The sequence below is a fragment of the Ensifer sp. YR511 genome, assembly GCF_900103045.1.
Classification (GTDB): Bacteria; Pseudomonadota; Alphaproteobacteria; order Rhizobiales; family Rhizobiaceae; genus Ensifer; species Ensifer adhaerens.
In genome coordinates this window covers 138,993-153,827 of the sequence record NZ_FNGR01000009.1, presented here as the reverse complement: position 1 = coordinate 153,827, position 14,835 = coordinate 138,993, and the positions used below count along the sequence as shown (strand labels likewise).

The 14,835-nt window shown below is 63.3% G+C and carries 11 protein-coding genes; 6 read left to right on the top strand and 5 right to left on the bottom strand.

Annotation, left to right across the window (positions count from 1 at the left end; genetic code table 11):
* Positions 1–3 precede the first annotated feature (3 nt).
* From urtC to urtA, 3 genes are all read right to left on the bottom strand, one after another.
* Positions 4–1,164, bottom strand: a complete 1,161-nt coding sequence (urtC, locus tag BLU15_RS17795; protein WP_090296863.1) for an urea ABC transporter permease subunit UrtC — start codon at positions 1,162–1,164, stop codon at positions 4–6.
* On the bottom strand, positions 1,161–2,777 hold the full coding sequence (gene urtB / locus BLU15_RS17790; RefSeq protein WP_090296859.1) for an urea ABC transporter permease subunit UrtB: 1,617 nt from the start codon (positions 2,775–2,777) through the stop codon (positions 1,161–1,163). Before urtB ends, urtC begins: the two co-directional genes overlap by 4 nt.
* A gap of 170 nt (positions 2,778–2,947) precedes the next feature.
* Positions 2,948–4,240, bottom strand: coding sequence for an urea ABC transporter substrate-binding protein (gene urtA / locus BLU15_RS17785; protein WP_090296856.1), 1,293 nt, complete (start codon positions 4,238–4,240; stop codon positions 2,948–2,950).
* 326 nt (positions 4,241–4,566) lie between these two features.
* Between urtA and BLU15_RS17780 the strand changes: the two genes are divergently transcribed.
* On the top strand, positions 4,567–5,877 hold the full coding sequence (locus tag BLU15_RS17780) for an adenylate/guanylate cyclase domain-containing protein (RefSeq protein WP_090296853.1): 1,311 nt from the start codon (positions 4,567–4,569) through the stop codon (positions 5,875–5,877).
* Here BLU15_RS17780 and BLU15_RS17775 read toward each other — a convergent pair.
* A complete protein-coding gene (locus BLU15_RS17775; protein WP_090296851.1) occupies positions 5,864–7,798 on the bottom strand; it encodes a DUF5054 domain-containing protein in 1,935 nt (644 codons plus the stop codon). The two genes, BLU15_RS17780 and BLU15_RS17775, sit on opposite strands and share 14 nt — an antisense overlap.
* 11 nt (positions 7,799–7,809) lie before the next feature.
* Positions 7,810–8,850, bottom strand: a complete 1,041-nt coding sequence (locus BLU15_RS17770) for a LacI family DNA-binding transcriptional regulator (RefSeq protein ID WP_090296848.1) — start codon at positions 8,848–8,850, stop codon at positions 7,810–7,812.
* 232 nt (positions 8,851–9,082) lie between these two features.
* Between BLU15_RS17770 and BLU15_RS17765 the strand changes: the two genes are divergently transcribed.
* The 5 genes from BLU15_RS17765 (at position 9,083) to BLU15_RS17745 (ending at position 14,827) form a co-directional block, all read left to right on the top strand.
* Positions 9,083–10,444, top strand: coding sequence for an extracellular solute-binding protein (locus BLU15_RS17765; protein WP_029742799.1), 1,362 nt, complete (start codon positions 9,083–9,085; stop codon positions 10,442–10,444).
* Positions 10,445–10,560: 116 nt separating this feature from the next.
* The gene (locus BLU15_RS17760; RefSeq protein WP_057251755.1) at positions 10,561–11,469 is read left to right on the top strand and encodes a carbohydrate ABC transporter permease; all 909 of its coding nucleotides are present in this window, start codon (positions 10,561–10,563) and stop codon (positions 11,467–11,469) included.
* Complete coding sequence (locus BLU15_RS17755; RefSeq protein WP_029742802.1) at positions 11,469–12,299, top strand: carbohydrate ABC transporter permease; 831 nt, start codon at positions 11,469–11,471, stop codon at positions 12,297–12,299. The genes BLU15_RS17760 and BLU15_RS17755 overlap by 1 nt, the downstream gene beginning before the upstream one ends.
* Before the next feature lie 13 nt (positions 12,300–12,312).
* Positions 12,313–13,416 (top strand): ABC transporter ATP-binding protein, encoded by a 1,104-nt coding sequence (locus BLU15_RS17750; protein ID WP_029742803.1) that lies wholly within the window; start codon positions 12,313–12,315, stop codon positions 13,414–13,416.
* A gap of 7 nt (positions 13,417–13,423) precedes the next feature.
* Complete coding sequence (locus BLU15_RS17745) at positions 13,424–14,827, top strand: CehA/McbA family metallohydrolase (RefSeq protein ID WP_060530431.1); 1,404 nt, start codon at positions 13,424–13,426, stop codon at positions 14,825–14,827.
* The last annotated feature ends 8 nt before the right edge of the window (positions 14,828–14,835 follow it).

The following is a 14,835-nucleotide window of genomic DNA, read 5'->3' as shown; positions in this document are numbered from 1 at the left end:
TCGTTACTCCGCCGCCATGGGTTCAACGGCCAGATTGTCCGGTGTTTCAGCCGCCCGCGTCTGACGCTCCGCACGCCGGCGGGCGAAGTATGCGCCAGCCGTTCCGACGACACCCTTCGGCAGGAACAGGGTGACGAGCACGAAGAGGCCGCCGAGCGCAAAGAGCCAGAATTCCGGGAACGCTGCCGTGAAGATGCTCTTGCCGCCATTGACGAGGATGGCGCCGACGATCGGGCCGATCAGCGTGCCGCGCCCGCCGACCGCCGTCCAGATCACCACTTCGATCGAATTGCCGGGCTCGAACTCGCCGGGATTGATGATGCCGACCTGGGGCACATAGAGCGCGCCGGCAATGCCGGCCATCATCGCCGATAGGGTGAAGGCAAAGAGCTTGATGTGCTCGACCCGGTAGCCGAGGAAGCGCGTCCGGCTTTCCGCGTCGCGGACTGCCACGAGCACCTTGCCGTACTTGGAACGCACGATCGCCGACGTCAGGATCAGGCAGAGCGCCAGCATCAGCGCCGAGGCAGCGAACAAGGCGGCGCGCGTGCCGTTAGCCTGGATGTTGAAGCCGAGGATGTCCTTGAAGTCGGTGAGGCCGTTGTTGCCGCCGAAGCCCATGTCGTTGCGGAAGAACGCAAGCAGCAGCGCGTAGGTCATCGCCTGAGTGATGATCGAGAGATAGACGCCGTTGACCCGCGAGCGGAAGGCGAACCAGCCGAAGACGAAGGCGAGCAGCCCCGGCACCAGCACCACCATGAGCGCGGCAAACCAGAACATGTCGAAGCCATGCCAGAACCACGGCAGCTCCTTCCAGTTGAGGAACACCATGAAATCCGGCAGCAGCGGGTTGCCGTAGGAGCCGCGCGCCCCGATCTGGCGCATCAGGTACATGCCCATGGCGTAACCGCCGAGCGCGAAGAAAGCCGCATGCCCGAGAGAAAGGATGCCGCAGAAACCCCAGACGAGATCGAGCGCCAGCGCCAGCAGCGCATAGGTCAGGTACTTGCCGAACAGCGACACAAGATAGGTCGGCACGTGCAGTGGATGATCGGGCGCGGTCAAAAGGTTGAGCGCCGGGAGAAGCATGGCGAGGCCGACAAGGATCGCAACGGCGATCAGAATGCTGCGGTCGAACGACCGCATCAGAAATGACGTGATCATGCTTCCACCGCCCTTCCCTTGAGCGCGAAGAGGCCGCGCGGTTTTTTCTGGATGAAGAGGATGATCAGCACCAGCACGAGGATTTTGCCGAGCACCGCGCCGGCATAGGGTTCCAGGAACTTGTTGAGGATGCCGAGCGAGAAGGCGCCGACGAGCGTGCCCCAGAGATTGCCGACGCCGCCGAAGACGACGACCATGAAGCTGTCGATGATGTACCCCTGGCCGAGATTGGGCGAGACGTTGTCGATCTGCGAGAGCGCCACGCCCGCCATGCCGGCGATGCCGGAGCCGAGCGCGAAGGTGAGCGCGTCCACCCAGGGGGTGCGGATGCCCATCGACGACGCCATGCGCCGGTTCTGGGTTACGGCCCGCATCTTAAGGCCCATCGACGTCCTCTTGAGCAGGAACAGCAGCGCCGCAAATACCGCCAGCGCGAAAACGATGATCCACAGGCGGTTCCAGGTGATGGTCAGCCCGCCAAGCTCGAAGGCGCCGGACATCCACGAGGGATTGCCGACCTCTCGATTGGTCGGCCCGAAGATCGAGCGCACCGCCTGCTGCAGGATCAGCGAGATGCCCCAGGTGGCAAGCAGCGTTTCGAGCGGTCGCCCGTAGAGAAAGCGGATGACGCCGCGCTCGATTGCAAGGCCAACCGCGCCGGTCACGAGAAAGGCGAGCGGCAGCGCGATCGCCAGCGACCAGTCGAAGAGGTCAGGATAGGAATTGCGCACCACCTCCTGCACCAGGAAGGTCGTGTAGGCGCCGAGCATGACCATCTCGCCATGGGCCATGTTGATGATGCCCATGACGCCGAAGGTGATGGCAAGGCCGATCGCCGCCAGCAAGAGGACCGAGCCGAGCGACAGGCCGTACCAAATGTTCTGGCCGGCGCTCCAGAAGGCCTGGGTCTGCTCGATCCGGGCGATCGCCGCCTCGATATCGGGTTTAAGGGAAGCATCGGCTGTGGCCAGAGCGGAGGTCAGAACGGCAAGGCCGTTTCGCCCGTTACCTTCGGCAAGCAGCGCGATCGCCTGACGCTTCTGATCGTCCGGGCGATCCGAGACGAGCAGCGTCACCGCGCGGGCCTCATCGAGAACCTTGCGCACAGTCCCGTCTTTCTCAGTCGCGATCGCCGTTTCGATCGCCTCGAGCGCATCGGCATTCGGCGTCTGCAGCATGGATTGCGCCGCCTTCATGCGCGCACTGGTATCGTCGCTGAAGAGTGTGAGACCTCCGAGCGCGCTGCGAACCGCGCGACGCACCGCATTGTTGACCTTGACCTTCTGCATCGCCGCCTTCGGTGCCGCTCCGGCGTCAGCCCCGGTCACGGGATCGACGAGCAGCAGGTCTGCGCCCTGCGCCTTGACCAGAAAGACCCTGCCGTCGGACTTGCGCTGATAAAGTTCCCCCTCGCCCAGCGCCTCAAGCACCGGAACGACCTTCGCGTCGCCGGTCTTGGCCAGCGCCGTTATGTGGTCGTCCATGTCGGAAAGCTTAGCGCTGCCCAGCTGATCGATCAGCGGGCCGAGGTCTTCGGCTGCGCGAGAACCGACCACATGGGCCGATATCACCAGACACAGCGCAACGAACAGGATCTGCAGAATTCGGTACATGGCCCCCTCATCCGGGTCGGTCATGCGGCGCATGCACAAACCCGTCATAGCCCAAGCAAGCTCCCTTCGCTCGTGCGCGCCGCCGAACGAAGGGCATGCTTGCCTCGAGTTTTCGTCATGCAATCACTGTCCGGGCGGCACGCCGCCCGGTCTATGACTAGGTGATGAAATCAGGAGCCCTTGCCGCCGCACTTGCCGGTGGCGACGTTGAAGTTGCCGCAGGACATCGGCGCGCGCCAATCGGAGATCAGATCCTTGGAGTCCGACAGATAATCGGACCATTCGTCGCCGACGACGAGGCCGGGTGTTTCCCAGACGGTCTCGAACTGGCCGTCGCCCTGGATCTCGCCGATCAGCACCGGCTTGGTAATGTGGTGGTTCGGCATCATCGTCGAGTAGCCGCCCGAAAGATTGGGGACGGAGACGCCGATCATCGCGTCGAGAACGGCGTCCGTATCGGTCGTGCCGGCCTTTTCGACCGCCTTCAGCCACATGTTGAAGCCGATGTAATGCGCTTCCATCGGATCGTTGGTCACGCGCTTGTCGTTCTTGGTATAGGCCTTCCAGGTCTTGATGAACTCGGCATTGGCGGGTGTGTCGACCGACTGGAAATAGTTCCACGCTGCCAGATGCCCCACGAGCGGCGTGGTATCGAGCCCGGCGAGTTCCTCTTCGCCGACCGAGAAGGCGACGACCGGAATATCCTCCGCCTTGACGCCCTGGTTCGCCAGTTCCTTGTAGAACGGCACGTTGGCGTCGCCATTGATGGTCGAGACCACGGCGGTCTTCTTGCCGGCCGAACCGAACTTCTTGATGTCAGAAACGATGGTCTGCCAATCGGAATGACCGAAGGGCGTGTAGTTGATCATGATGTCCTCGGGCTTCACGCCCTTGGAGATCAGATAAGCTTCGAGGATCTTGTTGGTCGTGCGCGGATAGACATAGTCGGTGCCCGCGAGCACCCAACGCTCGACGCTCTCGTTTTCCATCAGATAGTCGACGGCCGGGATCGCCTGCTGGTTCGGCGCCGCCCCGGTGTAGAAGACGTTGCGCTGGCTTTCCTCGCCCTCATACTGGACGGGATAGAAAAGGATCGAGTTCAACTCCTCGAACACCGGCAGAACCGACTTGCGCGATACCGAGGTCCAGCAGCCGAAGACCGCCGAGACCTTGTCGACCGAAACCAGTTCGCGCGCCTTTTCAGCAAAGAGCGGCCAGTCGGACGCGGGATCGACGACGACGGCCTCGAGCTTCTTGCCGAGCAGGCCGCCCTTCTTGTTCTGCTCGTCGATCAGCATCAGCATGGCGTCCTTCAGCGTCGTCTCGGAGATCGCCATGGTGCCGGAGAGCGAATGCAGGATGCCGACCTTGATCGTGTCGTCAGCGGCGAAAGCGCCGCTGAAAGCCGTGGTCGACAGGATGGCGGCCAGGAATGCGCCGGTCACGCTTGTCTTGATAGTCATCTGATGGAACCCCTCTCGTTCTGGAGCAACTGGCCCTTCGGTGCTTCTAGCCGCTGCTTAAGGGGATCATCGGACAGCCACGCTGCACTGCACATACGTCATTCTACGTAGGCGCCGGGGGCAAAGAGGAACGCGAGAGATAACCTGGTCGCGGGCAGCTGCAGCGCAGCGATGGTATCTTCCTTGACCTTCCCATCGTTGGAAGCCCTAGAACCTAATCTGGCCGCAGGTCAGCGGGCTTGCGGCCACGCCACATATTCGACGCGAATCGACTGGTAGCAGAGCGGCTATCGCCGGCCGTCGACGCAGGGGGAATGCCGAAAGACATGACGTCCTCACTTCATCCGCATTGGGATACGGCCCGGGAGAAGCGTTCGCTCACCCTGCGCTTCGTTGCTTTCGCAATCCTGCTGGCAAGTCTGCTGCTCGGCGGCAACGCGGGCGCGGAACGCATGCACGCGGTCGTCGTCGTCAGCTATCTCACCATCAGCGTGGCGTCGGTGGCAACGGCGCGCTATCTGCCCGGCCGCTCCTGGCTGACGACCCTCTTCGTCGTTCTCGATGCGCTCTTGGTCGCGCTGCTGCTCTACGCCCATATTCTGGCCGGCCCGGTGACAGCGAACCACAATCTGACGACGACCAGCCTCGTCGTCGCCTTCATCCTGCTCGTCCATGTCGGACTCAAGCTGGAGCGACGCCTGGTCCTCCTCTTTTCCGCCATCGTGCTCATAGCCTGGGTGACGATGCTGGCGATGACGGCTGCAAGGCATGATGCCTCCGGACCGCTTTCGCTGCTCGGGGCATTCTTCAATCAGGATCTCGGCCTGACCGTGAGCTTCGGCTTCACCGCCTTTGCCATCTATCTTCTTGCGCGCGACCACGACCGGACGCGCAAGGAAGCCTTGAAGGCCGACCAGCGGCGACAAAATCTCTCGCGCTTCTTCTCGCCGCTAGTCGTTTCCGCCCTGCAGGAGAAAGGCGATGTGCTCGGGCTGGAGCGACGCAGCGCCGCGATCATGTTCGTGGACCTGCGTGATTTCACCCGTTTTGCCGAGGCGGCACCGGCGCCTGAGCTCGCCTTCGTGCTCGCCGAATATCGCCAACTCGTCTCGCAGACGATCTTCGAACACGGCGGCACCGTCGACAAGTTCATCGGCGATGGGGTGATGGCGGTCTTCGGCCAGCCGAGACCGAAGGAAGACGACGCCGACAGGGCACTTGCCTGCGCGCTCGATCTCGTCGACATCCTCACGGACTGGAAGAACCACAACGCGCGCAACAACCACCCGGCCCTCGATGCCGGCATCGGCCTGCACTATGGCACGGTCGTCGGCGGCGTTCTCGACAGCGGCTGCCACAGCGAGTTCACCGTCATCGGCGACGCCGTCAACGTGGCCCAGCGCCTGGAATCCATGACCAAGACGCTGCAGGTGCCGCTCGTCGTCTCCGCCTCGTTGATGTGCCGGCTTCAAGCTCCAGCACCTGAAGCCGCATGGATATCGCACGAGGCGGTCGTGCTGCCAGGTCGTCGCCTTCCGGTCGACATCTGGTGTCTTCACCGGGAGACCGGCTCAGCCCACCCGAACGAGGATGAGCCTTCCGTCGCTCCGCAGCCGCTGACGATCACCGACCGCTGAAGCTAAGCTTGAAGCGCGTGGTGAAATCACCGCCCCACCACATGGGGAAGTTGGTGCCCCATTTGTTGTTGTGGATGTTGAAGCGGACACCGGCGGAATAGTCAGGCAGGTCCTTGCAGAAGGTCATGAACGGCCAGGACTGCGGCGCCACCAGCGGCGTGTCAAGGTTTTCGACCATCAGCTCGACGCCCGGTTCCGAGCGCCCCCTCACCGCCGTGACCGCCTGCAGCTGTGCACCGCCCGCGCGGGCGAAATTGTCGGTGGCGTGCCAGTGCCCCATCTTGCACACATCCCAGGCGGAGCGTCCCTCGGGCGTGAACGACAGAAAGCTCGCTTCCGGCATACGGTTGGCGTTCTTGCCATAGAGGGACAGCCGGACATCGAGCCCGTCCTTGCCGGCGGAAAATTCGATGGCAATTTCGGCAGGCGCACCCAATTGCTCCACCGCTTCTGCCGGCATGACTGCAAGGATGGATGTTGCGGTCGTGCCGCAAAGCTTGGGCGCGTAGGCCTGCGAGCGCGCTTCCGCAACCTTCGCAAGCCCGGGCTTGTCGTGGTCGAGCACCGCCCAATCCATCCAATGGGTAAGGTACGTATCCATGTGGCGGCGAACGTCGCCGGCGTCATAGCTTTCGTAGCGATAGGCGATCAGCGAACCATTGGCGCCACGGACCGTCCGGCCGTCGGGCGCAGTCAGCGAGGAAACGTCGCCGGTTACCGGATCAAGCTCGATGATCCAGCCGCCGACATCGAGCCGCGTAGCAGCCTCGGTCGCCTCGGGTCGTGATGGAACGGCAATCTCGGCAAGAGCCGCCTCGGCGCGGATCGCATCCTCGCCGTGCAGCTCTGCAACCGCCTGGTCGAGATAGGCCCGCTGCTCCGCCCAGGACGCTTCGGTATAGTGGAAGCGCGGATCAGTCTTTCGCGCCGCCTCGAAGGCGGGGCGTGCCCAGGCCTTCTCGTCGCGCAGGAAGGATTTGATGTCGACGCCGCAGGTGTGTTCGGCGACCAGCGCCAGCTTGCGGCCGAAGGCCTCGCGGCTTGTGGTCATCCGCTCGCCGGCAAATTGGTCGTAGAGCCGCTGCAGCGCCAGATAGCGGGCGATCTTTTCCGGATCGGTGCCGCTGCCGTGGATCCAGCTGTCGCCGAGTTCCTTTTCCACCACCGGGAAACGCTCGCGCGCCTCCCAAATAAGCTTGCCGTAGTCCTCCAGCGTCGCCGCGCGCACGGCGGCACCCGGCTCGTGTTTCAGGATCTCGCGATAGGCTTCGGCCGTCTGCGACACGCTCTGCGGGCCGATGTTGTCGCTGGTATGGGCGAAGCTCAAGCCGTCGTAGAGACCCTCGGGGAAATAGGTCTCGCCATAGGAGCGCTGGTACATGACGACGATTTCCTCGCCGCCCGCCGCTCGCCAGCGAAAAATATCCGGGATTTCCGGCGGCGGCGAAGCGGAGTTCACGCCGATATGCAGGAAGCGCACGCCGGCTTCGGCCAGCAGCGGCACCATGCCGAGCGTATGGCCGGGCACATCGGTCATCTTGGCGGCGATCGTCTTCAGACCGAAGCGACGGTCGAGCTCCTGCGCATAGGAAAGCCCCGCCTTGAAAAGATGCGGCGACATCAGCTCCGTATGGGTGGTGAAGGGCAGCGCGTGCCAGCGGATCAGGCCGCGCTCGATCGCCTGCTCAAGGCGGGCGACCTCTTCCTTCGAGCGAGAATTCAGGTGATCCCAGATCAGCCAGGCGCCCGTCGTCCAGACGAACAGCGGCTCGCGCGGGTTCTCGTTGTAGAAGTGCGCGCCGGTCTCGATCGCCTGCGGGATGAAGCGCTCGTGATACTGCTTTCGGATCTTCTCGGCGTGATCGGTAAAGCCGATGTCGAGATGGGTCTTGAAGACGACGTGGATGCGTTTTTCGGTCATGTTCGCTACCTTCAGCCGACGGTGCCCCGCACGATCAGGCGGGTGTTGAGTGTCTCGGTAAACGGCTCGGCATCGGGCGCACGAAGCCGCATCAGGATGAGGCGGACGAGCGCACGCACGCGCTCTTCGAGGTCGATGCGCACGGTGGTGAGGTTGTAGCTCTTCCAGTGCGCCTGCGGGATGTCGTCGAAACCGACGACCTTGACGTCCTCAGGCACGGAAAGCCCGAGCTCGTGGCGCAGCGCGTCGATCGCGCCGAAGGCGCCGACGTCATTGGCCGCAAAGATCGCATCGGCACCTTCGCCGATGCGGAACAGATCGAGCGTTGCCTGGTAGGCGGTGTCGTAGGTGTAATCGCCGGCAAGCAGGATCGGCGCATCCATGCCGCGCTCCGCGAGCGTCTCCTTCAGTGTGCGCTCGCGCTCGGCATTGGCGAGCGACTGCGCCTTGCCGCCGAGATAGGCGATGCGGCGCGCGCCATAGCCCTGAAGCAGGGCCACCGCCTGCTCGATGCCGTTTTTCTGCCGGACGAGCAGCCGGTCATAGAGCGTACCGGATGCGGCGCCTGCAAACTGCTTCACGTCGTCGTAGATCACGTAGATCGGCACGGCGCGGTCGAGAAAGCCGCAGAGCACATCGGGCAGGATGTTCTCGGTAAAGGCGATCACCGAATCCGGATTGAAGCCGCGCATGTAGGTGAGCAGGCGCGGATCCATGCTGAAATCAGCCTTGGCCTTGAAGAGCAGCGTCGCGAAGCCCTCCGCCTGCAGCGCCGTCGTCAACGCGTCGATCTCCTGGCTCTCCCAGGGGCTGCAGACGTCGGGCACGATCATGCCGACGAGATGCGAGCGACCGGTCACCAGCGAGCGTGCCGCCATGTCGGGCGTGTAGTTCAGCTCCCGCGCCACCTGCAGGATGCGGTCGCGCTTTTCCGGCTTCAGCGACGCATTCGGATTGAAGGCCCGCGAGACCGCCACACGGGAAACATTGGCCTCGCGCGCCACCTGGTCTGCGGTGGCTCGGGCAGCTTTCTTGTCGGCGCGCTCGTTCATCTATCCGTCACAAAATGAAAACGTGTTCATTCACAAAAGAGAGCAACGCGACGATTTCGTCAAGCGGAATAGGTATTCCGCCGATTTTTACCAACGGAACACATGATCCATGTTGACAAAGATGAAAGCGTGTTCATTCTTGACCGTCGTCGGGACGCCGGACCTGGAGGAGGGACGGACTGTCGCAGCCAGACACATAGGTCCTTGAGTGGATCGACCGGGAGGAGAAAACATGCGTACCAGGTTTCATTCCCTATTGCTCGGCGCAGCCGCGGCCATCGCCTTTGCAGCACCAGTGAGCGCCACCGAACTCAACATCACCTGCCGCTGCATCATCGGCGGCGTAAACAGCGGCATGGCCGAGTGGATCGAAAAGAAGGTCATTCCGGCCTTTACCGAGAAGATGAAGGCCGAAGGCAAGGACGTCACCGTCAAGCTCACCCAGTTCGGCGGCGAGGACGAGCAGCTGACGCAGCAGCTCGCGCTCGATTTCTCCACCGGCGCCGGCCCTGATGTCTCCGGCTTCGACGGCTTCCTGATCCCGAGCTTCGTCCAGGGCAATCTCCTGAAGTCGCTCGAGGAAGTGGCCGGCCCAGACGTTCCGAAGTGGGAGGGCTGGCAGCATATCTCCGACGGCACCAAGGCGCTGATGAGCTACCAGGGCAAGCCCTATGGCATCGCGCTCGGCACCGACGCCCGCATGATCTTCGTGCGCAAGGACCTCTTCAAATCGGCTGGCCTCGATGCCGACAGCTGGCAGCCGAAGTCCTGGGATGAGTTGCTCGACGCCGCCCGCAAGATCAAGGCGGCCGCCCCCGACAGCTTCCCGTTGCAGCTCAACGCCGGCGTCTCCATGGGCGAGGCGACCACGATGCAGGGCTACTGGATGGCGCTGCTCGGCACCGGCGAACAGGTCACCGACGACAGCGGCAAATATATCGTTTCGAGCCAGGGCATCCTCGACACGCTGAAGCTCTACAAGACCATCTATGTCGACGACAAGCTCGGCGACCAGCGCGCGCAGCTGCTTGCCGACGGCCGCAACCGGACCTTCGCCAATTTCCGCGATGGCAAGACGGCGATGCTCGTCGAGGGCGACTGGTTCTATCGCTCGGTCACAGCGCCCGGCGCCGAATTCGCCGTCGCCGATCGCGACAACACCATGACCTGGAAGAAGATGCCCGCCGCAGCACCCGGAAAGGGCTTACGCGGCCAGGATTTCGTCACGATGTCCGGCGGCACCGGCTTCGTCATCAATCCGCATACGGACGCGCCTGCCGAATCCTGGGCGCTGCTCTCGTTCATGAACAGCAAGGAGCAGCTCGACGCGTTCCAGGAAATCCAGCCCGCCATCCGCATCCGCGACGACGTGGCGATCCCGAACTCGCCGTTCCTGACGGAAACGGCGACGACCTTGCTGCCGATCACCACGGCCCGTCCGAACGACGCCAATTACAACAAGGTCTCGACCGAGATCCAGCGCATGACCGAAAGCGTCGTTTCCGGCGAGCTCTCGCCTGAGGACGCGATGGCCCAGTACAAGGCGGCCGTCATCGCCATCGTCGGCGAAGAAAACACCGTCAGCACGCTCTAAAGCCAATGCGGGATGTGGCCGCAACGGTGCCCTCATCCCGCTTCGATCCAACGACAGAGCGCCCGGCTGCCATCCGTGGCCGGGCTCCCGATCCAGGATATGGGCATGAAACGCGCATGAAGAAATTCTCCCTGCTTTCGACGCGCGCCGGCGCGCTTTTTCTGGCACCGGCCACGGCCCTCGTCGGGGTCTTCGTCATCGTTCCCTTCTTCTGGGTGATTTTCGTTTCCTTCACCAACCGCACACTGCTCGGTCGCACGGCCGTCGACCCCGATTTCGTCGGCCTGCAGAACTATTTCGCGCTCTTCAATCCGGCGACCTTCTTTACCCGCGGCCAGTTCGGGTTTTCGCTGATCCTGACGATCCAGTTCGTGCTGCTCTCGGCGCTGATCGGCCAGGCGCTGCTCGGGCTGCTGCTCGCCTGGCTCAGCCAGACGGTCACGCCGACGCTCAAATCCTTCCTGCAGACCGCGGTCATCGCCGCCTGGATCCTGCCGGAGGTGGTGATCGGCTTTGCCTGGTTCGCCTTCCTCGACTATGACAACGGCACGCTCAACATGATCCTGCGCGGCCTCGGTCTGCCTCCGGGCGACTGGCTGCTGCAGCAACCGTTCTGGGTGATCGTGTTTTTCAACACCTGGCGGGGCGCCGCCTTCTCTATGATGCTGTTCAACTCGGCCTTCCAGTCGATCCCGCCGAGTTATTTCCAGGCAGCTGATGTCGCGGGCGCCACCTCGTGGCAGAAGCTGCGCGACATTGCGCTGCCGCTGATCCGCGGACATGTCGTCACCGACCTCATCCTCATCACCATGTGGACCTTCAACGTCTTCACGCCGTTCCTGCTCACCCATGGCGGGCCGTCCTATCGCACCGAGATCCTGTCGATCTACACCTACCGCATCGCGTTCAAGGATTTCGAGTTCGGCAAGGGCGCTGCCGTCGGCGTGGTCATCATGCTGATCAATCTCGCCTTCGCGCTCGTCTATCTTCGCCTTGCCCACAAGAAGCCGGTGGAGGCGGAATGATGCAGAAGACTCAGAACATCTTCGTGCGGCGCGCGATCTTTGCCGCCGCCGCCACCTTCCTCGGAACGATCTTCGCACTGCCGCTCGTCTGGTTCATCTTTGCACCCTTCAATGCCCGTGCCGAACTCGGCCTTGCCATCCCCTCGCCCTTCACGCTTTCGAATTTTGCCACCGTCTTCCAGAACACCTTCGCGATGCAGGCGCTACTGAACAGCCTCATCCAGGCGGCGGGCGGCGTGGTGCTGGTCGGCGCGGCGGCGACGCTTGCGGCCTATGCCCTCTCGCGCTCGCCGATCCCGGGCAAAGGCGCCGTCACCTATATCCTGCTGCTCTTCTCGTCGGTCGTTTCAGGCTCGGCGGCGATGGTGCCGATTTTCCTCATCATCTCCGCGGCAGGCCTGATCGACACCCATCTTGCCGTCATTCTCGTCTTTGCCGGCGGGCTGTTGCCGACAGCGATGTTCATTCTTCGCGATTTCATCGACGCCATCCCGCGCTCCTATGAGGAGAGCGCGATGGTCGCCGGCGCCTCTCCGCTCCAGGCCTTCTTCGATGTGGCGCTGCCGGTCATCCGGCCGGGCATCGTCGTGGTCGTCGTCTGGGCCTTCGTCAACATCTGGGGCAGCTTCCTCATCCCCTTCATCCTGTTGCGCAGCGACAAGCTGATGCCGGCATCCGTCGCCATCTACTCCTTCTATTCGGAGGCCGGCACGCCGATCGTCACGCTGCTGGCCGCCTATTCGCTGATCTATTCGCTCCCCGTCATCGCCCTCTATCTCTTCGTGAATTGGAAATTCGGTTTCCGGTTCTTCGGTGGCATAAAGTCGTAATCGGAAACCCGTCATGGCCTCTGTCGAATTCCAGAACATCTCCAAGACCTTCGGCGCCTTCGTCGCCGTGCCCGACATCAGCTTCCAGATCGCCGACGGCGAGTTCATCTGCCTGCTCGGCCCGTCGGGCTGCGGCAAGACGACGAGCCTGCGCATGATCGCAGGTCTCGAAACGCCAACCTCTGGCCGGGTGATGATCGGCGGCCGCGACGTCACCTACCTGCATCCGAAGGACCGCGGCATCTCCATGGTCTTTCAGGACTATGCGCTCTACCCGCACATGAACATCGCCGACAACATCGCCTATCCCTTGAAGGTGCGCGGCGAGCAGGAGACCAAGCGCCACGCCCGCGCCAAGGAAGTGGCCGACGTCCTCAAGATCGGCGACCTGATGAAGCGGCTGCCGAGCCAGATCTCCGGCGGCCAGCAGCAGCGCACGTCGCTGGCACGTGCGCTCGTCTATCCGAGCGAGGTCTATCTTTTCGACGAACCGCTTTCGAACCTCGATGCCAAGCTGCGGCTCGAAGCGCGCGGCTTCCTCAACCACCTGCAGCGCGACATGGGCATGACCGCCGTCTATGTCACGCACGACCAGGCCGAAGCCATGGCGCTCGCAACCCGCATCGCCGTCATGGACAAGGGCCGGATCGTGCAGTTCGCGCCGCCGATCGAGATTTACCGCCGGCCCGCAACGACCTTCGTCGCCAACTTCGTCGGCAATCCGCCGATGAACCTCGTCCCCGTCGAAGCATCCATCGGCGATGGCGCCCTGCACCTGCGCGCCGATGGCCTGAAGCTCGCACCGATCGCGCTCACCGACGCCATCGCCAAGGCGGCGAAATCAGCCAGGATGACACTCGGTGTCCGCCCCGAACATTTGCGTATCGCGGCCGCAGGCGACCTGAACGTGGTTTCCGGCGAACTCTTCGCCAACGAGAACATGGGGCCGGAGAGCCTCGTCACGTTGGAGCGCGGCGACAACGGTCGCGTCACCGCGCGCATCTTCACCGACGACGAGATCAAGGTCGGAACCTCAGTCCATCTCGCCTTCGACGCCAGGCACATCACCCTCTTCGATGACAGCAGCGCCCGCATTCCCGCGGCAGACGAACGCTGAGGCCGCCATGCAGGAATTTGCCGTGCGCATCACCCGTAAGCATCAGGCGGCCGATCCCTATTTCTATCTGCCCTTCGAGGTGCCCGAAGGTGTAACGCGCATCGACGCGACGCTCAGCTATCCGAAGTCAGAGGCATGCATCATCGATCTCGGCGCGCTTGATCCGCGGGCGACCGAGTATCCGACCGGCCAGGGTTTTCGCGGCTGGAGCGGTGGCGCGCGTGACCGTTTCTTCATCGCTACCGACGACGCCACGCCCGGCTACATTCACGGCGAGATGCCGCCCGGCCAGTGGAAGGTGATGCTCGGCCTCTACAAGATCCCCGAAGAAGGCGCCGAGATTCGCGTGACGGTCGATTTCGACAGAAGCCCGCGCTCCATCGTGCCGCAGCCGGAAAGAACGTTCCCCGTGCGCAAACAGTCCGGATGGTATCGCGGCGATCTGCACTGCCACACCTTCCACTCGGATGCGGCTGGCTCGCCCGAACTGCTGCACGCCGCCGCCAAACAGGCGGGTCTCGATTTTCTTGCGGTCGCCGACCACAACACCATCACCCAGCGGCGCTACTTCCATCCGCATTCCTCCGCCGACCTCATCTTCATCCGCGCCATGGAAATCACCACCGCCGTCGGCCACGCCAATGTCTTCGGCGTCGACGATTGGGTCGATTTTCGCATGACGAAGCCGGAGCATGCCCGCACGCTCGCGAGCATGGTGCATGAGCGCGGCGGCCTGCTCTCGGTCAACCACGACAAGCCGACCATCCCCTGGGACTACGAACTGCCTGAGATCGACTGCATGGAGGTCTGGCAATCCCATTGGCTCGCCTGGAACTGGGTGTCGCTCGAGCGCTACCAGCAGCGCCTCGCCTCGGGCCTGAAGATCTCCGCCATCGGCGGCAGCGACTTCCACCAACCGGCGCGGCTATTGCCGGAGGGACCGCTGGTGCTCGCCCGCCCGACGACGGTGCTCTGGCTCAATGAACTCTCCGAAGACGCCGTGCTCGCCACGATGAGATCGGGCCACGGCTACGTGACGGAAAGCCCCACCGGCCCGCATCTCGAACTGATCGCCAACGGCCAACCGATGGGATCGACCGTGGTTGGCCCAGTGACCGCAGAGGCCTTGGCTCGCGGCGCCAAGGGCGACCGGCTGCTGTGGCTAGACGCTTCCGGCATCGTCGGTGAAGAGACCATCGAAGCTGACGACTGGACCGCCCACTATGCCGGTTCGCCCGATCGGTTCCTGCGGACCGAAATCGCCGCGGCCGCCAACCGGAGCGCGATCGTCGAGACATTCCGGGAGGCCCTCCACGGCAAAAATTTGCCCTGGGCGCTCTCGGAGGACGATCTCTCGAAACAGACGATCCGCCGGGCCATCAGCAATCCGATCTATTGCCGGCCCAACTGACGGCCGCT